The sequence below is a fragment of the Phenylobacterium sp. RIFCSPHIGHO2_01_FULL_69_31 genome (assembly GCF_001824475.1).
GTDB lineage: Bacteria > Pseudomonadota > Alphaproteobacteria > Caulobacterales > Caulobacteraceae > Phenylobacterium.
In genome coordinates, this window is record NZ_MHXN01000031.1 from 75,227 (window position 1) to 96,513 (window position 21,287).

22 protein-coding genes and 1 pseudogene are annotated in these 21,287 nt (G+C 69.0%); 13 read left to right on the forward strand and 10 right to left on the reverse strand.

The features are described from left to right. The 3 genes and pseudogenes from A2790_RS15755 to A2790_RS15765 form a co-directional block, all read right to left on the reverse strand. Positions 1–247 (reverse strand): annotated as a pseudogene (locus A2790_RS15755) (indole-3-glycerol-phosphate synthase TrpC); the annotation flags it as partial. After that, positions 244–1,257: an anthranilate phosphoribosyltransferase gene (gene trpD, locus A2790_RS15760; protein WP_293393490.1), complete on the reverse strand. Its 1,014-nt coding sequence runs from the start codon at positions 1,255–1,257 to the stop codon at positions 244–246. The gene trpD and the pseudogene A2790_RS15755, both read right to left, overlap by 4 nt. A gap of 10 nt (positions 1,258–1,267) precedes the next feature. Beyond that, positions 1,268–1,858 carry an aminodeoxychorismate/anthranilate synthase component II gene (locus tag A2790_RS15765; RefSeq protein ID WP_293393492.1) on the reverse strand — a complete coding sequence of 197 codons (591 nt, stop codon included), beginning with the start codon at positions 1,856–1,858 and terminating at the stop codon, positions 1,268–1,270. Between the two features lie 51 nt (positions 1,859–1,909). On the opposite strand from A2790_RS15765, the gene A2790_RS15770 reads away from it, so the two are divergent. After that, complete coding sequence (locus A2790_RS15770) at positions 1,910–2,113, forward strand: hypothetical protein (RefSeq protein WP_293393494.1); 204 nt, start codon at positions 1,910–1,912, stop codon at positions 2,111–2,113. 90 nt (positions 2,114–2,203) lie between these two features. On the opposite strand, the gene trpE is transcribed toward A2790_RS15770, so the two are convergent. Together trpE and A2790_RS15780 are read right to left on the reverse strand one after the other, a co-directional pair. After that, a complete protein-coding gene (trpE, locus tag A2790_RS15775) occupies positions 2,204–3,736 on the reverse strand; it encodes an anthranilate synthase component I (protein WP_293393496.1) in 1,533 nt (510 codons plus the stop codon). Further along, positions 3,733–5,646, reverse strand: coding sequence for a peptidylprolyl isomerase (locus A2790_RS15780; RefSeq protein WP_293393498.1), 1,914 nt, complete (start codon positions 5,644–5,646; stop codon positions 3,733–3,735). Before A2790_RS15780 ends, trpE begins: the two co-directional genes overlap by 4 nt. A 124-nt stretch (positions 5,647–5,770) precedes the next feature. Here A2790_RS15780 and tpiA point away from each other — a divergent pair, with 124 nt between their 5' ends. Further along, entirely contained in the window at positions 5,771–6,514 is a 744-nt protein-coding gene (gene tpiA, locus A2790_RS15785; RefSeq protein ID WP_293393500.1) for a triose-phosphate isomerase, read from the forward strand. On the opposite strand, the gene A2790_RS15790 is transcribed toward tpiA, so the two are convergent. Both A2790_RS15790 and A2790_RS15795 read right to left on the reverse strand, forming a co-directional pair. Beyond that, on the reverse strand, positions 6,511–6,924 hold the full coding sequence (locus A2790_RS15790) for a VOC family protein (RefSeq protein ID WP_293393502.1): 414 nt from the start codon (positions 6,922–6,924) through the stop codon (positions 6,511–6,513). The genes tpiA and A2790_RS15790 overlap by 4 nt on opposite strands. A 24-nt stretch (positions 6,925–6,948) precedes the next feature. Continuing rightward, the gene (locus A2790_RS15795; protein WP_293393504.1) at positions 6,949–7,488 is read right to left on the reverse strand and encodes a GNAT family N-acetyltransferase; all 540 of its coding nucleotides are present in this window, start codon (positions 7,486–7,488) and stop codon (positions 6,949–6,951) included. 128 nt (positions 7,489–7,616) lie between these two features. Between A2790_RS15795 and secG the strand changes: the two genes are divergently transcribed. Together secG and A2790_RS15805 are read left to right on the forward strand one after the other, a co-directional pair. Then, positions 7,617–8,063 (forward strand): preprotein translocase subunit SecG, encoded by a 447-nt coding sequence (secG, locus tag A2790_RS15800; protein ID WP_293393506.1) that lies wholly within the window; start codon positions 7,617–7,619, stop codon positions 8,061–8,063. 61 nt (positions 8,064–8,124) lie between these two features. Next, positions 8,125–9,765 (forward strand): CTP synthase, encoded by a 1,641-nt coding sequence (locus A2790_RS15805; protein ID WP_293393508.1) that lies wholly within the window; start codon positions 8,125–8,127, stop codon positions 9,763–9,765. 6 nt (positions 9,766–9,771) lie between these two features. Here the strand turns inward: A2790_RS15805 and A2790_RS15810 are convergent, their stop codons facing one another. Then, the gene (locus tag A2790_RS15810) at positions 9,772–10,179 is read right to left on the reverse strand and encodes an MAPEG family protein (protein ID WP_293393510.1); all 408 of its coding nucleotides are present in this window, start codon (positions 10,177–10,179) and stop codon (positions 9,772–9,774) included. Between the two features lie 151 nt (positions 10,180–10,330). Here A2790_RS15810 and rpmF point away from each other — a divergent pair, with 151 nt between their 5' ends. Together rpmF and A2790_RS15820 are read left to right on the forward strand one after the other, a co-directional pair. Next, complete coding sequence (gene rpmF / locus A2790_RS15815; RefSeq protein WP_068875442.1) at positions 10,331–10,513, forward strand: 50S ribosomal protein L32; 183 nt, start codon at positions 10,331–10,333, stop codon at positions 10,511–10,513. A 134-nt stretch (positions 10,514–10,647) separates the two neighbouring features. Further along, a complete protein-coding gene (locus A2790_RS15820; RefSeq protein ID WP_293393512.1) occupies positions 10,648–12,081 on the forward strand; it encodes an alkaline phosphatase PhoX in 1,434 nt (477 codons plus the stop codon). A gap of 3 nt (positions 12,082–12,084) precedes the next feature. Here the strand turns inward: A2790_RS15820 and A2790_RS15825 are convergent, their stop codons facing one another. After that, positions 12,085–12,858: an enoyl-CoA hydratase gene (locus A2790_RS15825; protein ID WP_293393514.1), complete on the reverse strand. Its 774-nt coding sequence runs from the start codon at positions 12,856–12,858 to the stop codon at positions 12,085–12,087. Positions 12,859–12,977: 119 nt separating this feature from the next. Here A2790_RS15825 and eno point away from each other — a divergent pair, with 119 nt between their 5' ends. After that, on the forward strand, positions 12,978–14,258 hold the full coding sequence (gene eno / locus A2790_RS15830) for a phosphopyruvate hydratase (RefSeq protein WP_293393516.1): 1,281 nt from the start codon (positions 12,978–12,980) through the stop codon (positions 14,256–14,258). Here the strand turns inward: eno and A2790_RS15835 are convergent. Beyond that, the gene (locus tag A2790_RS15835; protein ID WP_293393518.1) at positions 14,255–15,370 is read right to left on the reverse strand and encodes a helix-turn-helix transcriptional regulator; all 1,116 of its coding nucleotides are present in this window, start codon (positions 15,368–15,370) and stop codon (positions 14,255–14,257) included. The two genes, eno and A2790_RS15835, sit on opposite strands and share 4 nt — an antisense overlap. 116 nt (positions 15,371–15,486) lie before the next feature. Between A2790_RS15835 and A2790_RS15840 the strand changes: the two genes are divergently transcribed. The 6 genes from A2790_RS15840 (at position 15,487) to A2790_RS15865 (ending at position 21,285) form a co-directional block, all read left to right on the forward strand. Continuing rightward, the gene (locus A2790_RS15840; RefSeq protein WP_293393520.1) at positions 15,487–16,671 is read left to right on the forward strand and encodes a hypothetical protein; all 1,185 of its coding nucleotides are present in this window, start codon (positions 15,487–15,489) and stop codon (positions 16,669–16,671) included. 107 nt (positions 16,672–16,778) lie between these two features. Next, positions 16,779–17,075, forward strand: a complete 297-nt coding sequence (locus A2790_RS15845; RefSeq protein WP_068875448.1) for a septum formation initiator family protein — start codon at positions 16,779–16,781, stop codon at positions 17,073–17,075. A gap of 49 nt (positions 17,076–17,124) precedes the next feature. Next, positions 17,125–18,189 (forward strand): pyruvate dehydrogenase (acetyl-transferring) E1 component subunit alpha, encoded by a 1,065-nt coding sequence (pdhA, locus tag A2790_RS15850; protein ID WP_293393524.1) that lies wholly within the window; start codon positions 17,125–17,127, stop codon positions 18,187–18,189. Continuing rightward, on the forward strand, positions 18,186–19,589 hold the full coding sequence (locus A2790_RS15855) for a pyruvate dehydrogenase complex E1 component subunit beta (protein ID WP_293393526.1): 1,404 nt from the start codon (positions 18,186–18,188) through the stop codon (positions 19,587–19,589). Before pdhA ends, A2790_RS15855 begins: the two co-directional genes overlap by 4 nt. Next, positions 19,586–19,990: a GFA family protein gene (locus A2790_RS15860; RefSeq protein ID WP_293393528.1), complete on the forward strand. Its 405-nt coding sequence runs from the start codon at positions 19,586–19,588 to the stop codon at positions 19,988–19,990. The genes A2790_RS15855 and A2790_RS15860 overlap by 4 nt, the downstream gene beginning before the upstream one ends. Next, positions 19,987–21,285: a pyruvate dehydrogenase complex dihydrolipoamide acetyltransferase gene (locus A2790_RS15865; protein ID WP_293393530.1), complete on the forward strand. Its 1,299-nt coding sequence runs from the start codon at positions 19,987–19,989 to the stop codon at positions 21,283–21,285. The genes A2790_RS15860 and A2790_RS15865 overlap by 4 nt, the downstream gene beginning before the upstream one ends. Positions 21,286–21,287: the final 2 nt, after the last annotated feature.

Sequence of the window (21,287 nt, forward strand, 5' to 3'; positions counted from 1 at the left end):
CGCCGCTCTCGTAGGCGCGGGCCAGGGCCGGCGGGTCGAAGTCGGCCCGGATCAGGCCCTTGGACGGCGAGGCTTTCTTGATCTCCGCGATCAGCGCCAGCCGGCCGGGGCCGTGCGCCCGTTCGAGCGCGGCGCGGAAGCCCCGGGGCGGGGATGCGCCCGCAGGGTCCACGACGGGCCGGGCGGCCTTGCGGGCGGCCACGTCCTCGCGCTTGTAGGCGGCGATCTTCGCCAGGATGTCGCTCATGCGCCGGCGATCTCGACCAGCTTGTCCAACGCGGCCTGGGCGCGGCCATCGTCGATGACCCGACCCGCCAGTTCCACGCCCTCGCGCAGGGTCTCGACCTTCTCGCCCACCAGGAAGGCGGCGGCGGCGTTGAGCAGGACGATGTCGCGGTAAGCGCCCTGTTCGCTCTGCAGCAGGCGGCGCAGGGCCTCGGCGTTCTGGGCGGGCGTGCCGCCGGTGAGGTCGGCCAGGGCGGCGCGTTTCAGGCCCACGGCCTCGGGGGTGACGGTGAAGAGGCGCACCTGGCCCTCGCGGAACTCGGCCACGCTGGTCTCGCCCGTGGTCGACATCTCGTCCATGCCGCCGCCGTGGACCACCCAGGCCCGTTCCGAACCCAGGGCGCCCAGAACCTGGGCCAGCGGGGCCACCCAGCGTTCGGCGAAGACGCCGACGACCTGGCGCTTGGCCCCCGCCGGATTGGTCAGGGGGCCCAGGAGGTTGAAGATGGTGCGGAAACCCAGTTCCTGGCGGATCGGTGAGACGTGGCGCATCGCCCCGTGGTGGGCCGGCGCGTAGAGGAAGCAGATGCCCGCCTCGTCCAGGGCGCGCAGCTGGCGTTCCGGCCCCGCGTCGATCGCCACGCCCAGCTCCGACAGCACATCGGCGCCGCCCGACTTGGAGGAGAGCGCCCGGTTGCCGTGCTTGGCGACCTTCAGCCCGCCGCCGGCCGCCACGAAACCTACGGCGGTGGAAATGTTGAACGTGTGCAGCCCATCGCCGCCGGTGCCGCAGACGTCGATCGTCGGGTAGGGCGGGTCGAGATGGATCGCGGCCTTCCGCATGGCGCGGGCGCAGGCGGTGATCTCGCCCAGCGTCTCGCCGCGCATCCGCATGGCGGTCAGGGCCGCCCCGACCTGGGCGGGGGTCGGCTCACCCCGCAGGCAGGCAGCGAAGAACTCGCCCGCGTCGTCCTCGGAGAGCGTGCCGCCGTCGGCGAGGCGCGAGAGCAGCGGCTTGAAAGCGTCGGACATGCAGGGCGGCTCAGATCTCGGCCAGGCGCTTGACGCCCGCAAGGTCGAGGAAGTTGCCCAGCAGCTGGTGGCCGCATTCGGTCGCGATGGATTCCGGGTGGAACTGAACGCCGTGGATCGGCCGCGTCTTGTGCTGGACGCCCATGATCTCGCCGTCCTCGGTCCGAGCCGTGACCTCCAGAACCTGCGGCAGATGGTCCGTTTCGACGGAAAGGCTGTGGTAGCGGGTGGCCGTGAAAGGGTTTTTCAACCCCGCGAAGACACCCGTGTTCGTGTGATGGATGAGACTGGTTTTCCCATGCATGAGGGCGCGGGCGCGAATGACTTCGCCGCCAAACGCCTGGCCGATCGCCTGATGGCCGAGGCAGACGCCGAGGATTGGCAGGGATTCCGGCGCATGGCCGATGAGAGCGAGGCAGATGCCGGCTTCATTTGGCGTACACGGCCCGGGCGACAGCAGGACGGCCTCCGGCCTCAGGCCCAGCGCCTCATCGACGGTGATCGCATCATTGCGATGGACAACCGTCTCCGCCCCCAGCTCGTTGAGATAGTGGACGAGGTTGTAGGTGAAGCTGTCGTAGTTATCGATCACCAGGATCATGACGGTTCCATAGGCTTTGCCGCAACGCGCGCCAAGCGGGATGCTGGGGGTATGTCGCGGACCGATTCGGCTCTGGATGCTTCGCAAGTGGCCCGCGCGCGGGCGCTCCTCAAGACGCCCGAGCGCCACGACCCGATGTGGCCGGCGCTGGTGGCGGCGACGGCGCTGGCCGTGACCTCTGTGGTGTTCGCCACGGTGATGGTGCTGGCCCCGCCGCTGCAGACCCAGCACGTGGTCGAGAGCGCCCCGGGCTGATCCGGGGCGGTCTCGGTCCTGGCGAAGGCGGGGCGGGTGGTGGGCATTCTCTGACTCTGGCTTGGCGTCCTTGCGGGACGGGCGGAGGGGTCAGATGAATCGCCAGCTCTCCTCGGCGGCGCGGCGCAGGGCGCGGGCCTTGTGCAGGGTCTCGTCGTACTCGGCGTCGGGGTCGCTGTCGGCCACCACGCCGCCGCCGGCCTGGACGTACATGACGCCGTCCTTGAACAGCGCCGTGCGCAGCACGATGCAGGTGTCGACCGAGCCGTCCGAGCCGAAATAGCCGGCGGCGCCGGCATAGCCGATCCCGCGCTTCTCGATCTCCAGTTCGTCGATGATCTCCATGGCCCGCACCTTGGGCGCGCCCGAGAGCGTGCCGGCGGGCAGGGCGGCCATGACCACGTCCACGGGATCCAGACCCTCGGGGGCGTCGCCCTCGACGTTGGACACTAGGTGCATCACGTGGCTGTAGCGTTCGACGAAGAAGCTGTCGGTGACGCGGACGCGCGGGGTCCGCGACGGCTTGGCCGGTTCGTTGGCGCCTGCCTGCTTGAGCATGGCCACCCGACCCACGTCGTTGCGGCCCAGGTCAAGCAGCATCAGGTGCTCGGCCCGCTCCTTGGGATCGGCGATCAGCTCTTCCTCGAGGCGCCGGTCCTCTTCCGGCGTGGCGCCGCGCGGCCGGGTGCCCGCGATCGGACGGATGGTGATCTTGCCGTCCCGCAGCCGAACCAGGATCTCGGGGCTGGAGCCGGCCATGTGGAAGTCGCCGAAATCCAGGAAGAACAGGAACGGGGACGGGTTGGTCCGCCGCAGCGAGCGGTACAGCGAGAAGGGATCCTGCTCGAAAGGCGCCCGGAACCGGTGGCTGGGCACCACCTGGAAGATGTCGCCCGCGCGGATGTACGCCTTCGCCTTCTCGACGATGGCCCGGTAGTCCTCGCGGCTGACGGGCGTGGTGAACCGGTCCGGCTGCGGCTGTGCGGCATGGGTCAGGGGCGGCGCAGGCTTGCGCAGATCGTCGGCCACGGTCTGGAGCCGCGCCTGCGCCGCTGCATAGGCGTCCTGAGCCGATGCATCGCCTGGACGCACAGGGGTGACGAGCACGATCTCCTGCGCGATCGCGTCGAAGATCGCGACGATGGAGGGGCGCGCGAGCACGCCGTCCGGCAGGCCGAGGGGGTCCGGATTGACGTTGGGCAGGTCCTCGACGAGCCGGACGGTGTCGTAGCCCAGGGCGCCGAAGACGCCCGCGGCCATGGGCGGAAGGCCGGGCGGCAGTTCGATGCGGGATTTGGCCAACAGGTCGCGCAGGCTGTCCAACGCGCCGCCGGCCTGCGGCGTGAACCGCTCGGCCGCGATGTCGGCGCCGGTGGCGATCTCGGCCTGGTCGCCGCGGCAGCGCCAGACGAGGTCGGGGTTCAGGGTGATGATCGAATAGCGCGCGCGGAAGGCGCCGCCCTCCACGGACTCGAACAGGAAGGCGTACGGCTTCCCGTGGCCGATCTTCAGGAAGGCGGAGACCGGGGTTTCCAGGTCGTCGACCAAGCGCGTCCAGACGACCTGGGGGGCGCCGCCGTCGTAGGTCGATCGAAAGGCCTCGAACGGCGGCTCGGACGTCACTTCTTCTTCTCCGCTGCGCCCTTCTCGTCGGTCACCGGCTCGAAGCCGACGGCGTTGCGCGCGCGCGCCGCATCGACCTTGGTCTTCAGCTTGGTGCGGGCATAGGCCTGGGCGGCTTCGCCCATCTCGCGGAACAGCACCTGGGTGAGCGCGCCGCGGTTCTCCTCCGCCAGGCGCGCGGCGGTCGGACCGGAGTCGGTGCGGACCGTCTCGACGCGGCCGACGACGATGCCGTTCGGCGCCCGGGCGACCCAGACGTCGCCTTGCTTGGAGGCGAAGGTGCGGCCCAGGACCTCGCCGCCGAGCGCCTGCTGCTGGTTGGCGGTCTGACGGGTCAGGCCGGGCAGGCGCGACACCGTCATGCCCGAGGCGGCGTCCAGGGATTCCCCCTTGGCGACGCGGGCGCGGATCGCTTCGGCCTTGGCCTCCAGCGCCTTCACGATTTCGCGCTGCATGTAGGCGCGGGTCACCATCGGCCGGATTTCGGCCAGCGGCGGAACGTGGGCGGGGAGGATCCGCTCGACGCGGACGGCGAAATAGGCGCCGTCGCCCAGTTCGGTCACTTCGCTCTCGCCGCCCGAGGGCAGGGCGAAGGCTGTCTCCAGGATCTTGGGCGGGAACCCCTGCAGTTGGGCGCCCTGCTCGTTGACGCCCTGGGCCGTGATGGGGCCGACCGTCGTGGCGGCGACGCCCGCCTTCTGCGCCGCGTCGGCCAGGCTGGCGCCGCCCTGTTGGGCGTCGTCGTAGGCCTGGGTCTGGGCGTAGACCTTTTCGGTGACCAGGTCCTTGCGGATCTCGGCCTCGAGCATCGGGCGGGCTTCCTCGAGGGTGACCACGCGGCCCGGGACCACGCTGACGACCTTCACGACCGCCGTGCCGAGGTCGCCCTGCACGGTCGCGACCTCGCCCGCCTGCATCTTGAACGCCGCCTGGCCGACCTTGCGATCGGAAATGGCGCTGAGGGGCCGGTCTGCGAAGGTGACGGCGTCGACGCCGACCGACTTGGCCACCGCCTCGGGCGCCTGGCCGGCCCGGAGGGCGGCGGCGACCTTCTGCGCCGTGGCGGCGTCCTTGGCCGGGATCTGCACGACCGTACGCACCTCGGGCTTCGACAGCGTGTCCTTGCGGAACTCATAGCGCTTCTGCAGTTCGGCCGGATCGATCGGGGCGTTGCCCGCGCCGGCGCCCTGCGGCGTGAACGGGACGACCGTCAGGACCCGCATCTCCGGCAGGGTGAGTTGGGCCTTGTTCTCGTTGATGAAGGCCTGAAGCTGCGCATCGGTGGGCGCGGCCGGCTGCGGCACGGCGTTCACGCCGAGCGTCACATAGGCCAGGTCGCGGGACTCCAGCGCGAACACCGAGGCGAGGGCTCCGTAAGCGCGCGGCACGGTCAGGCCGTTCTGGACGGCCACGGCCCAGTGCTGGCTGGCCATCTCGTCGCGGAGCACGGCGTCGAACCGCTCCGGCGTCATGCCGTTTTCGCCCAGGCGCTGCTGGAACGTCTTCTTGTCGAAGCGGCCCGAGATGGGATCGAAGAAGGCCGGGATCTTCTGGATCTGCTCCAGGATCAGCTTGTCGCCGGGCTTGATCCCCACGCGCGAGAGCATCTCCGAGAACGCCTCGCGGGTGGCGACACCGTTCAGGACCACGGCGTCCAGATTGCCGGCCTGCGCCTGTTCGGTGGTGATCGGCTGGCCCTGCTGTTGCTCCAGGCGCTTCCTGTAGTTGTCGTACTCGCTGCGGAACTCGAGCGAGGTGATCGTCCGGGACCCGACCTTGATGACCTGGTCGCCGCCGACGAGGGACGTGCCGCCCTGGTTCACGCCCCAGCCGATGAAGCTGATCGCCAGGACGGCCATCAGGATCTTGGCGGGCCATGACTTGGCGAAGTTGCGTACCGCAGCGAGCATTCGGGTCCTTTCCCGGGAAGGGCGTGGGCGCCGGTATAGTGGAGGGGTGTTCCGTCCGGCAAGCGCGTGACAGTCCGGGCGGCATGGCTTAACCGCCGTGCCCTTCACTTCAACCGGAGGACCGATGACCGCCCCGCAGCCCCTGATCGCCGGAAACTGGAAGATGAATGGCCTGGGAGCGTCCGTCGAGGAGGCCAGGGCCGTCGCCGCGGGGATCGGCGAGAGCAGGGCCCGGGTGGCGATCTGTCCTCCGGCCATCCTGATCCACCGCCTGGCGCAGGCCCTGGCGGGCACGGCGGTGCTGGTGGGTGGTCAGGACCACCACTGGGACGACGCGGGCGCGTTCACTGGCGACGTCTCGGCCGAGATGCTGGCCGACGCCGGCGCCAGCCTGGCGATCCTCGGTCACTCGGAGCGGCGCGCCGGCTACCGCGAGACGGACGCCGACGTGAGCGCGAAAGTTGGCGCGGCCCTGCGAGCGGGGCTGGAGCCGATCGTGTGCGTAGGCGAGACCCTGGAGCAGCGCAAGGCGGGCGAAGCGCTGGCGGTCGTGACCGGACAGGTGCGTGGCTCGCTGCCGGCCGACCTCGCCGGAAAGGCGTTCTCGGTGGCCTACGAGCCCGTGTGGGCCATCGGCACCGGCCTGACGCCGACGACGCCGGAGATCGAGGAAGTTCACCGGGCCATCCGCGCCACGCTGGTCGAGATGTTCGGCGAGGCGGGAAAGTCCGCGCCGATCCTCTATGGCGGGTCAGTGAAGCCGTCGAACGCCGCCGAAATCCTGCACGCGGACGAGGTCGGGGGCGCCCTGGTCGGCGGCGCGTCCCTGAAGGCCGAGGATTTCCTGGCGATCATCCGGGCTGTCTAGGCGCTGGGGCCCTTAAGCTCGACCACATTGCCCTCGGGGTCGCGGACGTACAGCGAGAAGCCGTCGCCGTCGGCCCCGTAACGGGGGCCCTCTTCGATCACCTCGACGCCATGCGCCGCGAGGTGGGCGCGGATGGCCGGCTCGTCGAAGGGACGCACCTGCAGGGCGAAGTGGTCGAGGTTGCGGCCGGTCTGCCCCGGCCCGTCGCCGCCCTTGCGGCCCAGCGGTCCGTCGAGGGTGACCAGGTCGATCATCTGCGGGCCGGCGCGCACATGAGTCAGGCCGAGTTCGGGCCGGTCGCGGTCGAGTGAAAGACCCAGCACGCCCACGTAGAAGCCCAGCATGCGGTCCTTGTCGCGGATCCGCAGCACGATGTGGTCGAAGCCGGTGACGGCGATCGGGTTGCTCATGGGCCTGAGATAGTGGCCGCGCGGCTAGAGCAGAAGTCCGAAGACGCGGCAGTCGCGCCGTTCGCCATCCTTGAGGATATGACCGCGGAGCAGGCCCTCCTCGTTGAAGCCCAGTTTCTCCAGCAGCGACTCCGAGCGCCGGTTGCCGAGATGGGTGCGCGCGGTGAGCTTGCGCAGGCCGCTGGTGGCGGCGAAGGCCACCACCGTCCGCATGGCTTCCAGGGCGTACCCCTGGCCCCAGGCCTCGCGGCCGAGCACGAAGCCCACCTCCGCGCGCCGGTTCCAGCGGTCGATCTCCGACAGGTCGCAGGATCCTAGGAAGTCCCGGCCGTGAAGGGTGCGCATGGCCCAGTGGACCGCGCGGCCGGACTTCATCCCTTCGACCTGGCCGTTGACGATCTCGGCGACGACGTCCGGGTCGTCGATCTCGGGCACGTCCCAGTAGGCCATCACCTCCGGGTCGCCCATGATGGGGTAGAGATGGGCGGCGTCGCCGGCCGTCAGGGGTTCCAGCCGCAACCGCTCGGTCTCCAGGATCGGAAGACGCTTCAGGTCCAGAATCATCGATCAGCCCCCGCACCCTTTGTTGGACGGGTGCGACGCACTAGCTATGGCTTTGGGACGGGCGCGGTGATAGAGCGCGCGCTTCATTTCGGCCGGGTGTGGCCCGTGCGCACCGGAAAGATGCAACCATGCTGCTGAACCTCCTGCTGGTGATCGAAGTCATCGTCGCCTTCTTCCTCGTCGTCGTGGTGCTGCTGCAGCGCTCCGAGGGCGGCGGGCTGGTGAGCGGCGGCACGAACTCACTGGTGTCGGTGCGCGGCGCGGGCGACCTGCTGACGCGGATCACCTGGATCCTGGGCAGCATCTTCTTCATCCTGGGCCTGTTGCTGACCATCGTGGCCGGCCGCGAGCGCGGCGCCGCATCGGTCGTCGACCGGATGAAGGTCAACGCCGTCAATCCCGCCGACCTGAACCGCGAGCCGCCGCAACCGCCTGCCGGCACGGCCCAGCCCGGGCCCGCCGGTTCGGCCCCGGCGCCGCTGCAAGCGCCCACGCCCACCATCAACAACCCCTTCGGCACGCCGGCTGCGACGCCTGCGGCTCCCGCGCCCGCGCCGGCGCCGGCCCAAAAGTAGTCGTGGATAGACGCGAAACCCGCGGGGAACCGTGACCGAATCAGAGCTACGCTGAACGCCCATGGCCCGGTACATTTTCATCACCGGCGGCGTGGTCTCCTCCCTGGGTAAAGGTCTCGCGTCCGCCGCGCTTGGCGCCCTTTTGCAGGCGCGGGGCTACAAGGTCCGCCTTCGTAAGCTCGACCCGTATCTCAACGTGGATCCGGGCACGATGAGCCCGACCCAGCACGGCGAGGTGTTCGTCACCGACGACGGCGCCGAGACCGACCTGGATCTTGGGCACTACGAGCGCTTTACCGGGGTCAACGCGACGCGCGCCGACAACATCACCACCGGCCAGATCTACAAGAAGATCATCGAGAAGGAGCGGCGAGGGGACTATCTCGGCGCGACCGTCCAGGTCATCCCGCACGTGACCGGCGAGATCAAAGACTTCGTGCTCTCCGATCCCGGCGAGGGCGTGGACTTCGTGCTGGTGGAGGTGGGCGGCACCGTCGGCGACATCGAGGGCCTGCCGTTCTTCGAGGCGATCCGCCAACTGGGCCAGGAGCTGCCCCGGGGCCACGCCTGCTTCATCCACCTGACGCTGCTGCCCTACATCAAGACCGCCGGCGAGATGAAGACCAAGCCGACCCAGCACTCGGTGAAGGAGCTGCGGTCGATCGGTATCCAGCCCGACATCCTGCTGTGCCGCTGCGAGATGCCGATTCCCGAGAGCGAGCGGAAGAAGCTGGGCCTCTTCTGCAACGTGCGCCCGAGCGCCGTGATCCAGGCGATGGACTCGGAGAACATCTACGCCGTGCCGCTGGACTACCACCGCCAGGGGCTGGACACCGAGGTGCTGGACGTCTTCGGCCTGGCCGACACGGCGCCCAAGCCCGACCTGTCGCGCTGGGAGGACATCTCCCATCGGCTGAGCCATCCCGACGGCGAGGTGAACATCGCCATCGTCGGCAAGTACACGGCGCTGACCGACGCCTACAAATCCCTGATCGAGGCGCTGGTGCACGGCGGGGTCGCCAACAACGTGCGGGTCCGGTTCGACTGGATCGAGGGCGAGGTCTTCGAGAAGGAGGAGGCGCTGATCAGCGAGCGGCTGAACAGCGTGCACGGCGTGCTGGTCCCCGGCGCCTTCGGCGAGCGCGGGTCGGAGGGCATGATCCGCTCGGTGCAGTTCGCCCGCGAACACCAGGTGCCGTACTTCGGCATCTGCTTCGGCATGCAGATGGCGATGATCGAGGCGGCGCGTAACCTGGCGGGCATCCACCAGGCCTCGTCCACCGAGTTCGGGCCCACCTCCGAACCCATCGTCGGCCTGATGACCGAGTGGGTGCGCGGCAACGAGAAGGAATTCCGCGCGGCGGGCGGCGAACTGGGCGGCACCATGCGCTGCGGCGCCTACGAGGCGGTGCTGACGCCGGGTAGCCGCGTGGCGGAGATCTATGGCGCGGCCAACATCTCAGAGCGCCACCGGCACCGCTACGAGGTGAACATCGCCTACCGCGAGGCCATCGAGAAGACGGGCCTGAAGTTCACGGGCCTCTCGCCCGACGGCGTCCTGCCCGAGCTGTGCGAGCGCCAGGACCACCCGTGGTTCGTGGGCGTGCAGTTCCACCCCGAACTGAAGAGCCGCCCGTTCGATCCGCACCCGCTGTTCGCCAGCTTCATCGGCGCGGCGAAGGAGCGGAGCCGGCTGGTCTAGCCGCGCTCAGACGAAGAACATCACCCAGAAGGCCATGAGCACCGCGTTCGAGAGGGTGTAGGCGCTCAGCCGGTGGATGACGTTATTGTAGGTGAGATGGATGGCCGAATGGACGGCGCGCAGGCCAACGTAGCTCCAGGCCAGCGCCAGAGCCGTCTGATCGACCCGTCCGGCCACGTAGTACATGAGCCCCGCCACGTAGAAGAGCATCGGCAGCTCGAGCAAGTTCATGAAGTTGCGGTTGGTGACCGCCACCTGCGGCGGGACGCGGGCCGATTCGCCCAGCTTGAAGTCCTCCGCCGTCACCTGCCGGGCGGAAACGGCGCGGAACCGGCTCGCCGGGATGAAGCCGAGCACGATGAACGTCAGGAGCGCCATGGCGCCCATGGGCGTAAAGACGAGTTCCTGCGGCATGATGGCCCCCTCGCAATCCGCTGACGCCAGAAGCTAGCTCAGGCGGCTTGATCGCGCGCGGGGTTTCATGCATAAGCCGCCGCTCACGCAGGCGGCCCTGGATTCCCGATCCTGGCCGCCGCAATCATTTCCACGCCGGCGAGATACTCCGATGGCTGTTCCTAAACGCAAAACTTCGCCGTCGCGGCGGAACATGCGCCGTTCGCACCACGCGCTCGGCCCCAACTCCTTCCACGAAGACAAGGAAACGGGCGAGCTGAAGCGTCCGCACCATGTCGACCTGAAGACCGGCATGTACAAGGGCCGCCAGGTCCTGACGCCGAAGGAAGACTAAGCCTCTTCCTTTCGCATCAGCGTGCGAAATCAGACGCCGGCCGAAAGGCCGGCGTTTTGCGTTCCGCGACCGCTCACATTTGTCATGACGCGGTCACGCCGGTCCGGAATAAGGTCGCCCGCCACGGGGACCCCATGACGATTTCACGACGCCATCTGATCTCGGCCGCCGCGACCGGCGCCGCCTTCGTGGGCCTGTCCCGCTTCGCCGTCGCGCAGGACCAGTCCACGGGCGATGGCTATGTGAACGAGGCCCCTGGCTACGGGCCGCTGAAGGCCGACCCCGCGGCGGTCTTCGATCTCCCGGAAGGCTTCTCCTACCAGGCCTTTTCGAAGGCGGGCGAGACCATGAGCGATGGCCTAGTGACGCCGCACAAGGCGGACGGCATGGGCTGTTTTCCACTGGACCGCGACCGAGTGATCCTGGTCCGCAACCACGAGCTGAAGCCGAGCGACCTGGCCTACGGCGCCTTCGGCAAGGATCACGCCCTGGCGGATCGGATCGATCGAACCCGCGTCTACGACCTGAACCAGGACGGCAAGCCGCTGTGCGGCGGGACCACGACCCTGGTCTATGACCTGAAGAAGAAGCGGCTGGAAAGCAGCCACCTCAGCCTTGCCGGCACGGCCGTGAATTGCGCCGGGGGCGTGACGCCGTGGGGATCATGGCTGACCTGCGAAGAGACCGTCGTGAACCCCGGCCCGAACGCCGGCGGCCAGACGCTGCAGAAGTCGCACGGCTGGGTGTTCGAGGTTCCAAGCCGTGCCAAGGGCCTCGTCCAGGCCACGCCGCTCACGGGGCTGGGCCGTTTCAAGCACGAGGCCACGGCCATCGATCCGCGCACGGGCGTAGTCTACCTCACCGAGGACGAGGGCGACGGACGCGGCCTGTTTTATCGCTTCCTGCCCAACGACCGCCGCGCCCTGGCGAAGGGCGGCCGGCTCCAGGCCCTGGCGTTCAGGGACGGCGGCGACAGCCGCAACTGGAGCGGCGCCGAGTGGACCCCGGGCCAGTGGCGGGACACCGTCTGGATTGACCTCGACGGTGTGGACAACCCCAACGATGACCTGCGCCACCGCGGCCATGCCAAGGGCGCGGCCTGGTTCGCGCGCGGAGAGGGGATTTTCTTCGGCGAGGGCGAGCTCTACTTCACCTGCACCAGCGGCGGCCCCAAGCGCCTGGGCCAGGTGCTGCGCTATCGGCCGAGCCGGTTCGAGGGCGATCCGCGTGAGAAGGACGAGCCGGGCCGCGTGCAGCTCTTCGTCGAGCCCACCGACCCGAAGGTCATGAACATGTGCGACAACCTCGCCATCGCGCCGAACGGCCACCTGATGGTGTGCGAGGACAAGGTCGAGCTGCGCGGCGTGAACTACCTCAAGGGGATTACGCCGGAGGGCAAGGTCTATGCGATGGGCCGGCTCGTGCGGGGACCGTCGGACGGCGCCTTGCCGACGACGGAGCTGGCCGGCGTCTGCTTCTCGCCCGACGGCTCGACCCTCTTCGTCAATGCCTACTGGCCCGGCATGACCCTGGCGATCACCGGCCCTTGGGAGCGGTTGAAGGCCTGACCTCTACTGGTTGCGCCCGCGCGCCTGGACGGCGGCCCGGCGCGCGGCGACCATTTCCGGCGTCACCGCGCGGTTGTGGACCACCGAGCGCTCGTGCTCCAGGTCCAGGCCCTGGCCCATTGTGAGGGCATAGCCGTCGTCGATCATGGCCTTGTAGGTGACCAGCATGTCGGCCTCGATGTCGGCCATCTGGGCGGCGAGTTGCAGGGCGGCGGGCATCAGCTCGTCGGGCGCCACCACGCGGTTCACGAGCCCCCATTCGTAGGCCTTGGCGGCGTCCAGGAAGTTGCCGGTCAGGGACAGCTCCTTGGCGCGGTAGGGACCGATGCAGCGGCTGAGCTTCTGCGACAAGCCCCAGCCCGGGGTGATGCCCACGCGCGCATGGGTGTCGGCGAAGCGGGCATTGGTGGAACAGATCAGGACGTCGCAGGCCAGCGCCACCTCGAAGCCGCCGGTGATCGCAACCCCATTGATCGCGCCGATGATCGGCTTCGAGCAGGCCAGGACCGCGCGCGCCGGATTCTCGGACGGATCGGTGGCGTTCGCCGCCCCCATGCCCAGCGGGTCGCTGGACAGCTCCTTCAGGTCGAGTCCCGCGGTGAAGGCGCGCTCGCCGGCGCCGGTCAGGACGATCACCTTGACCTCGGGGTCGGCCTCCAACTCAAGGATCGCCTGCTGCAACGCGGCCCGCAGCGCCTTCGAGAGCGCATTCATGGCTTCGGGGCGGTTCAAGGTGACGACGGCGACGCCATCGAGGGGCTTTTCGACCAGCAGCATGGGGGACTCCTCTTCGCGCCCGGGATGGGCCGCTGCCGCCACGGAGGTCAAGGCGGCGTTGCCCCGAAGGGAGAAGCTGGCTAAGCACCAGCCGCTCCCAGACGCCGCCAGAGGACCCCATGACCGAGATCGTCGACATCACCGCCCGCGAGATCCTGGACAGCCGGGGCAACCCGACGGTCGAGGTGGACGTGATCCTCGAGGACGGGTCGATGGGCCGTGCGGCCGTCCCCTCCGGCGCCTCGACCGGCGCCCACGAGGCGGTGGAGAAGCGCGACGGCGAGAAGGGCCGCTACCTGGGCAAGGGCGTCCAGAAGGCCGTCGAGGCGGTCAACGGCGAGATCTACGACGCCCTGTCCGGCTCCGACGCCGAGGACCAGCGCCGCATCGACAGCCTGCTGATCGAGCTGGACGGCACGAAGAACAAGGCCCGCCTGGGCGCCAACGCCATCCTGGGCGTCAGCCTCGCCACGGCCAAGGCGGCGGCCAGCTCGGCCGCCCTGCCGCTTTACAAGTACGTCGGCGGGGTCTCCGCGCGCGTCCTGCCGGTGCCGATGATGAACATCATCAACGGCGGCGCCCACGCGGACAACCCGATCGACATCCAGGAGTTCATGATCCTGCCGACCGGCGCGGAGACCTTCGCGGAAGGCCTGCGGATGGGCGCCGAGATCTTCCACGCCCTGAAGGCACAGCTGAAGGCCGCCGGCCACAACACCAACGTCGGCGACGAGGGCGGCTTCGCCCCCAACATCGGCTCGGCCGAGGCGGCGCTGGAGTTCATCGTCAAGGCGGGCGAGAGCGCCGGCTACAAGGCGGCAAGGGACTTCCACCTGGGCCTGGACGTGGCCTCCACCGAGTTCTTCAAGGGCGGGAAGTACGTCATGGAGGGCGAGGGCAAGACGGTCGACCCGGCCGGTATGGTCGACTATCTGGCCGGGCTGGTGGCCAAGTTCCCGATCGTCACCATCGAGGACGGCTGCGCCGAGGACGACTTCGACGGCTGGAAGCTGCTGACCGACAAGCTGGGGGCCAAGGTGCAGCTGGTGGGCGACGACCTGTTCGTCACCAACCCCGAGCGCCTGGGCATGGGCATCGGCAAGGGCCTCGCCAACTCCATCCTGGTGAAGGTCAACCAGATCGGCACGCTGAGCGAGACCCTGGACGCCGTCGATCTGGCCCACCGCAACGCCTACACCGCGGTGATGAGCCACCGGTCGGGCGAGACCGAGGACTCCACCATCGCCGACCTGGCGGTCGCCACGAATTGCGGTCAGATCAAGACGGGCTCGCTGGCGCGGTCCGACCGGACGGCGAAGTACAACCAGCTCCTGCGGATCGAGGAAGAGCTGGGCGACCAGGCCGTCTACGCCGGCAAGGGCGCCCTGCGGAACCTCTAGCGGCTCAGCCCCCCGATCAGGCTGATCAGCTCGGCCGTTCGGTGGGCCCCCGCCTTGTCCAGGATCCGCTTCAGGTGGGTCTTGGCCGTGCCTTCCGACATGCAGAGCTCGAACGCCACCTGCTTGGGCGCGCCGCCGCGGGCCAGGGCGGTGGCCAGGGCCGCCTCGCGGGGGGTCAGGCCGAAGGCCTCGCTGAGGACAGCCGCGTCGACGGCGAGCGTCACGCCCGGATCGTCGATGAAGATTCCCACATTCGCCCCGGCGGCCCGTAGCCCCGGGGTCTCCAGCCGCTCGACCTGCAGCAGGAGCGGGAAGGGCGAGCCGTCGCGCGGGACGGCCAGGCGCAGGGCCTGCTCCGGTGGGGCCACGTCGGCGGACGCTGCCGCCAGCATCGCCTGGAAGTGGCGCGCATATCCGCCAGCCCGCAGGCGCAGGCCGAAGCCGTCCAGCACCAGGACATCCGACGCCGCGGCGAGGTCCTGGGCCGCGCGGTTGGCGAACAGCAGCTGCAGGCGGCGGTCCAGCAGGACGACGGCCGTGCGCATCCGGTCCAGCATGCCGAACCCCGCACAGGCGCCCGACTGGGCTGCGGTCAGTTGCCGGCGCAGGCGGAAGGCGCGGGCCAGATGCGGCCGCACCGCCTCCAGCAGCCCCATCGCCTCAGGCTCGTAGTCGCCCAGTTCCTCCGGACGGAACACCGACAGGAAGCTGCGCGTCTCGCCCACGTCGAGCGCCGTTAGCGCCGCGTGGTGGCCGCCGAGCGGCTTGACGAAATCCGCGTAGAACTGGCTGTCGTACAGGGCCCGGCTCAGCGGCGTGTCGACCGGCACCATGTGGCACATGCGGTCCCACCCCGAGCGGGGGAAGCGGCCGAGCCAGATGCGCACGGATTCGTCGCCGAGCGTACCCAGCATGCGCTGGCTGAGGGCTGGATCGACATTCCCGGCCGCTGCGCCCCAGACGCCGTCCGCCTGCCGCTGCTCAGCGGTCACGGCATGGTGGCCGCCGGTGCTGAGCGCGAGGCGCGTCAGGGCTTCCGGCATGGCCGCGGGATCCTCGGCCGCCTCGTAGAAGCGGTCCGCGAGGTCGAACACCAGATCGGCTGCACCCAACCCCCGGCCCTCCACATCCCCCGATTGGGGTACTCGCAACCTTAACTAGAAATCTAAATCGATCCATCGGCGCGTGGCGAAATCGCGCAAACGTGTAGAGCAATGGAGACGATGATATGCCCGACGAAACAATGGAACGGACAAGCGTTGCTGTCGTCAGCCGCAAGTCGCCGATCGTCACGATCGATCCGCAAGCGCCCTCTTCGCCGGAGGTTCGCGCGTTGCTCAAGGACGTGGAGAACAAGCTCAAGCTGTCGTTCACGATGGCCGCCGCCGGCGTCGCCGCGCCGGAGGCCACCGAGATCGACCAGCTGTTCCAGGCCATGGTCGCGGCCCGGCCGGCGGCCGCGCGCAGCCGCGTGCAGGCCAGGGCCCAGAGCATGCTGGGCGCTCCGGCCGGCGTGCGCGAAACCTTCTTCGGCCGGTATGGCGCGGTCGAGAAGGCGAGCTATCGCGGGTCCGACAAGGCCGAGGCAGGCCTGGGCCGGCTGAACGTGTCCGGGCAGAAGCTGCACGCCAGCCTGCTGGCGTTCGGCCAGAACGACGCCGTCCTCACCGACGCGCCGCCCAACGTATTCCACGCCAAGAAGCTGACGGGCATCGACCTGACCAAGCTGCGGGACCTGCCGAAGCTGAATCCGGACGTGGTGGCGGGCGCCAAGTACAAGAAGCTGGGGCTCTTCCTCAACAGCGTTCACTGCATTGAGGAGACCAGCGAGCTCTCGGATTCCGACGAGATCGCCATGGGCGGCGTCGCGACCGATCCGGACGGCGACACCCACAAGATTCCGGAGTTCATGGTCTCGAACGACTTCGACGCGGGCGAGAAGAAGAAGTACCCCGGCCGGGGCAAGCTGCTGCACGAATGGAGCCTCGTGCGGGGACCGGACTGGCCCTACCTCTACCATGCCGTGCTGTGCATGGCGGAGAAGGACGGCGGCGGCTTCGCCGACTTCATCACCAAGCTCTGGAAGAAGATCGGCGACGAGGTCCAGAAGGCGATCGCCGGGGCCGTGGGCTCGGCTATCGGGGCGGCGCTCGGCTCCTACTTTGGACCGCTGGGCACGGCCCTGGGCGCGGCCGTCGGCTGGCTGCTGGGCATGTTGGTCGACTGGATCATCAGCTGGTTCGAGGACGACATCATCCGCTGCCGGACGATCCTGCTGGGCCTCGGGGCAGCCACCAAGTCGTACTACGACTGGGCCGGCCTGACCGCCGATCCGCCCAACCAGTTCAGCATGAACTTCAACGGCGACGGCGGCCGCTACCGCGTGTGGTGCAGTCTTTCGGTCTATCCATGACCTGAACGTCGGGCGCGCAGGCCGCAGCGGTCTGCGCGCCATGTTCGCGCCGCAACGCAAAATTAAGCATGGCGGCGCGATCTGGAGGGGCTGTTCTGGGAATCACCGTGCTGGCTCGTCTCCGCCCCTACCTGTCCACCGCCGCCCTGGCGCTGCTGATCTTCTACTTCGGCGTGCATGCGTTCACGGGCGAGGGCGGCCTGCTGAGGTCGAACCAGCGCGACGCCACCCTGACCGCCAAGACCCGCGAGCTGGCGGCCCTGACCGCCCAACGCCATGACCTGGAAGTCCGCGCCCAACTGCTGCGCGACACCAGCCTTTCCGCCGACCTGCTGGAGGAAAGGGCGCGCTCCCTGCTAGGCTTCGCGGACCCGAGGGATTATGTGATCCGCTTGAAACCTTGAGGCCGGTTCGTCGGTCTTGGGAGCCATCAAGAAGATCACGGAGTGACGCATGGCGCGCGGTCAGACCGGTGCTGCCGGTCGGCGGAAAACCAACGGCGCGGCGAAGGAGGCCCCGAAGGGCCCGGCCGGCGTCACCAGGGAAGAGCTTCTCGGGTACTACCGGGAGATGCTGCTGATCCGCCGATTCGAGGAGCGGGCCGGCCAGCTCTACGGCATGGGCCTGATCGGCGGCTTCTGCCACCTCTACATCGGGCAGGAAGCCATCGCGGTGGGCGTCGAGGCGGCCAAGAAGCCGGGCGACGAGGTGATCACCGGCTACCGTGACCACGGCCACATGCTCACCAGCGGCATGGACCCCAAGGAGGTCATGGCCGAGCTCACCGGCCGGATCGGGGGCTCGTCCAAGGGCAAGGGCGGCTCCATGCACATGTTCTCGACCGAGGCGGCCTTCTACGGCGGCCACGGGATCGTGGGCGCGCAGGTGCCGCTGGGCACGGGCCTTGGGCTCGCCAACTGGTACCGCGAGGACGGCAAGGTCAGCTTCGCCTTCTTCGGCGACGGCGCGGCCAACCAGGGCCAGGTCTACGAGGCCTTCAACATGGCCGAGCTGTGGAAGCTGCCGGTCGTCTATGTGATCGAGAACAACCAGTACGCCATGGGCACGGCGATCCAGCGCTCGTCGGCCGAGACGCGGTTGCACAAGCGCGGCGTGTCGTTCGGCATTCCGGGCGAGGAAGTCGACGGCATGGACGTGCTGGCCGTGAAGGCCGCCGCCGAGAAGGCGGCCGAGCACGCCCGGTCCGGCCAGGGGCCCTACATCCTCGAGATGAAGACCTACCGCTATCGCGGCCACTCCATGAGCGATCCGGCCAAGTACCGGACGCGGGAGGAGGTGGACGAGGTCCGCAAGACCCGCGATCCCATCGACCACGTCGAGGAACTGCTGGAGAAGAACGGCTGGGCTGACGAGGCGACCCTCAAGGGGATCGACGCCGAGGTGAAGAAGATCGTCGCCGACGCCGCCGAGTTCGCCCGCACAAGTCCCGAGCCCGATCCCTCCGAACTCTACACCGACGTCTATACGGAAGCTGCTGTCCAAGGGGGGCGCGCGTGACCGACATCCTGATGCCGGCGCTCTCGCCCACGATGGAAGAGGGCACCCTCGCTAAGTGGCACGTGAAGGTGGGGGACAATGTGCGCTCCGGCGACGTGATCGCCGAGATCGAGACCGACAAGGCCACCATGGAGGTCGAGGCGGTCGACGAGGGCGTGATCTCCGAGATCCTCGTGCCGGAAGGCTCCGAGGAGGTGAAGGTCAACACGCCGATCGCCCGCCTGGGCGGCGAGGGCGGGGCGGCCACCAAGGCCCCGGAGTCGAAGGCGGAGGCGCCTGCGCCTGCCGCGCAGGCGGCGGCCGGCGATCCCGAGAAACAGCCGCCGGAGACGGCCAAGCCGCAGCCGGAGGGTGAGGGCGCAGCGCCCGTCACGCCCAAGCCGGCGCTGAGGGACCCGGAATTGCCCGAGGGCGTGAACCTGGTGAAGGTGACCGTCCGCGACGCCCTGCGCGACGCCATGGCCGAGGAGATGCGCCGCGACGGCGACGTCTTCCTGATGGGCGAGGAGGTCGCGCAATACCAGGGCGCCTACAAGGTCAGCCGCGGCCTGCTGGACGAGTTCGGGCCCAAGCGGGTCATCGACACCCCGATCACGGAGTACGGCTTCGCCGGCCTCGGCGTCGGGGCGGCCATGGCCGGCCTGAAACCGATCGTCGAGTTCATGACGTTCAACTTCGCCATGCAGGCCATTGATCATATTATCAATTCGGCCGCAAAGACGCTGTACATGTCCGGCGGCCAGATCAAGACCAGCATCGTCTTCCGCGGCCCGAACGGCGCGGCGGCCCGCGTGGCGGCGCAGCACAGCCAGGACTACGCCGCCTGGTACGGTCACGTGCCCGGCCTGAAGGTGATCGCGCCCTACGACGCGGCCGACGCCAAGGGCCTCCTGAAAGCGGCCATCCGCGATCCGAACCCCGTGGTCTTCCTGGAGCACGAGATGCTCTACGGCCAGGAGTTCGACGTGCCGGAGGGCGTCGACTGGGTCGTGCCGATCGGCAAGGCCAAGGTCCGCCGCGAAGGGACGGGCGTCACCCTGGTGGCCTACTCCCGGATGGTCGGCTTCTGCCTGCAGGCCGCGGAGGAACTGGCCAAGGACGGTATCGAGGCCGAGGTCGTCGACCTGCGCACGATCCGGCCCATGGACATCGAGACCGTAGTCGAGAGCGTGAAGAAGACCAACCGCCTGGTCACCGTCGAGGAAGGCTGGGGCCCCATGGGCGTCGGCGCCGAGGTGGCGGCCAAGGTGACGGAGCTGGCCTTCGATTACCTCGACGCCCCGCCGATGCGGGTCCACCAGGAGGACGTGCCGCTGCCCTACGCCGCCAACCTCGAGGCGCTGTCCATGCCCTCGGTGGAGCGGATCGTGAAGGCGGCCAAGGCCGTCAGCTACAAGTGAGCGAGCCCTTCGCCTGGCGGGCAGGCGGGTGCCACTGCGGCGGGGTCCGCTTCGAGGCGGCCCTGCCGTCGCGCGTCGAGGCGCAGACCTGCAACTGCTCCATGTGCGCCAAGACCGGGTTCGTGCACGTGATCGTGCCGGAGAGCCGCTTCCGCCTGACCAAGGGCGCGGACCGGCTGGCCGAGTACACGTTCAACACCCGCGTGGCGAAGCACCTGTTTTGCGCGGACTGCGGCGTGAAGAGCTTCTACCGCCCGCGGTCGAACCCCGACGGTTGGAGCGTCAACGGCCGCTGCCTGGACACCGTGGACGGGCTGGAGCTCGTCATCGAGGCCTTCGACGGCCAGAACTGGGAGGCCAATGCGGCGTCCCTCAGTCATCTCTCCAAGGAACACGCATGACGGACATCCTCATGCCCGCCCTCTCGCCCACCATGGAAGAGGGCACGCTGGCCAAGTGGCACGTGAAGAAGGGCGACACCGTGAAGTCCGGCGACGTGATCGCCGAGATCGAGACCGACAAGGCGACCATGGAGGTCGAGGCGGTCGACGAAGGCGTCGTCGACGAGATCCTGATCGCCGAAGGCTCCGAGGGCGTGAAGGTCAACACCCCGATCGCCCGGCTGGCCGGTGAGGGCGAGGCGCCCGCGCCCAAGGCCGAAGCGCCGAAAGCCGAAGCTCCCAAGGCCGAGGCTGCGCCCGCCAAGGCGCCTGAACCCGCCAAGGCCGAGGCGCCGAAGCCGGCTCCCGCTGCAGCGCCCGCGCCTGCCAAGGCGGCGGACGGCGGCCGCATCTTCGCTTCGCCGCTGGCGCGCCGGCTGGCCGAACAGAAGGGTCTCGATCTCTCCGCCATGACCGGCTCGGGCCCGCACGGCCGCATCGTCAAGGTGGACGTAGACAAGGCTGGGCCCGGCCAAGCGAAGGCGCCGCCGGCCGCGCCGGCCGGCGCTCCGGCCGCCCAGGCGCCGCGCCAGGCCCAGACCCTCGAGCAGATGGGCATCGCGGCCGGCAGCTATGAGCTGATCCCGCTGGACGGCATGCGCAAGACGGTCGCGCGCCGGATGACCGACAGCTTCCGGGACGTCCCGCACTTCCCGCTGAACATGGATCTGGAGATCGACGAGCTCCTGGCCGCCCGCGCGAAGATCAACGCCATGCTGGAGAAGCAGGGCGTGAAGGTCAGCGTCAACGACATGGTGATCAAGGCCGCCGCCATCGCCCTGATGCGCGTGCCCGAGGCCAATGCGTCCTACACGCCGGAAGGCATCGCGCTGCACAAGCACGCCGACATTGCCATGGCGGTGGCCGTCCCCGGCGGGCTGATCACCCCCATCATACGCGCTGCCGAGACCAAGGGCCTGGCCCAGATCGCCACCGAGGCCAAGGACCTGGCCGAGCGGGCGCGGACGAAGAAGCTGAAGCCCGAGGAGTTCCAGGGCGGCACCTTCTCGATCTCCAACCTCGGGATGTTCGGGATCAAGTCGTTCGCCTCGATCATCAACGAGCCGCAGGGCGCCATCATTTCGGTCGGCGCCGGCGAGAAGCGGCCCGTGGTGCGCGGCGACCAACTGGTGATTGCGACGGTTATGTCTGTCACCCTCACTTGCGATCACCGGGTGGTCGATGGCGCGACGGGCGCCAAGTGGCTGGCGGCCTTCAAGCCGCTGATCGAAGACCCGCTCAACATGATCGTCTAAGG

Coding starts and splice junctions, on each gene's coding strand:
- trpD (WP_293393490.1), bottom strand. CDS start 1,257: ATGTCCGACGCTTTCAAGCCGCTGCTCTCGCGCCTCGCCGACGGCGGC.
- A2790_RS15765 (WP_293393492.1), bottom strand. CDS start 1,858: ATGATCCTGGTGATCGATAACTACGACAGCTTCACCTACAACCTCGTC.
- A2790_RS15770 (WP_293393494.1), top strand. CDS start 1,910: ATGTCGCGGACCGATTCGGCTCTGGATGCTTCGCAAGTGGCCCGCGCG.
- A2790_RS15780 (WP_293393498.1), bottom strand. CDS start 5,646: ATGCTCGCTGCGGTACGCAACTTCGCCAAGTCATGGCCCGCCAAGATC.
- tpiA (WP_293393500.1), top strand. CDS start 5,771: ATGACCGCCCCGCAGCCCCTGATCGCCGGAAACTGGAAGATGAATGGC.
- A2790_RS15790 (WP_293393502.1), bottom strand. CDS start 6,924: ATGAGCAACCCGATCGCCGTCACCGGCTTCGACCACATCGTGCTGCGG.
- A2790_RS15795 (WP_293393504.1), bottom strand. CDS start 7,488: ATGATTCTGGACCTGAAGCGTCTTCCGATCCTGGAGACCGAGCGGTTG.
- secG (WP_293393506.1), top strand. CDS start 7,617: ATGCTGCTGAACCTCCTGCTGGTGATCGAAGTCATCGTCGCCTTCTTC.
- A2790_RS15805 (WP_293393508.1), top strand. CDS start 8,125: ATGGCCCGGTACATTTTCATCACCGGCGGCGTGGTCTCCTCCCTGGGT.
- A2790_RS15810 (WP_293393510.1), bottom strand. CDS start 10,179: ATGCCGCAGGAACTCGTCTTTACGCCCATGGGCGCCATGGCGCTCCTG.
- rpmF (WP_068875442.1), top strand. CDS start 10,331: ATGGCTGTTCCTAAACGCAAAACTTCGCCGTCGCGGCGGAACATGCGC.
- A2790_RS15820 (WP_293393512.1), top strand. CDS start 10,648: ATGACGATTTCACGACGCCATCTGATCTCGGCCGCCGCGACCGGCGCC.
- A2790_RS15825 (WP_293393514.1), bottom strand. CDS start 12,858: ATGCTGCTGGTCGAAAAGCCCCTCGATGGCGTCGCCGTCGTCACCTTG.
- eno (WP_293393516.1), top strand. CDS start 12,978: ATGACCGAGATCGTCGACATCACCGCCCGCGAGATCCTGGACAGCCGG.
- A2790_RS15840 (WP_293393520.1), top strand. CDS start 15,487: ATGCCCGACGAAACAATGGAACGGACAAGCGTTGCTGTCGTCAGCCGC.
- pdhA (WP_293393524.1), top strand. CDS start 17,125: ATGGCGCGCGGTCAGACCGGTGCTGCCGGTCGGCGGAAAACCAACGGC.
- A2790_RS15865 (WP_293393530.1), top strand. CDS start 19,987: ATGACGGACATCCTCATGCCCGCCCTCTCGCCCACCATGGAAGAGGGC.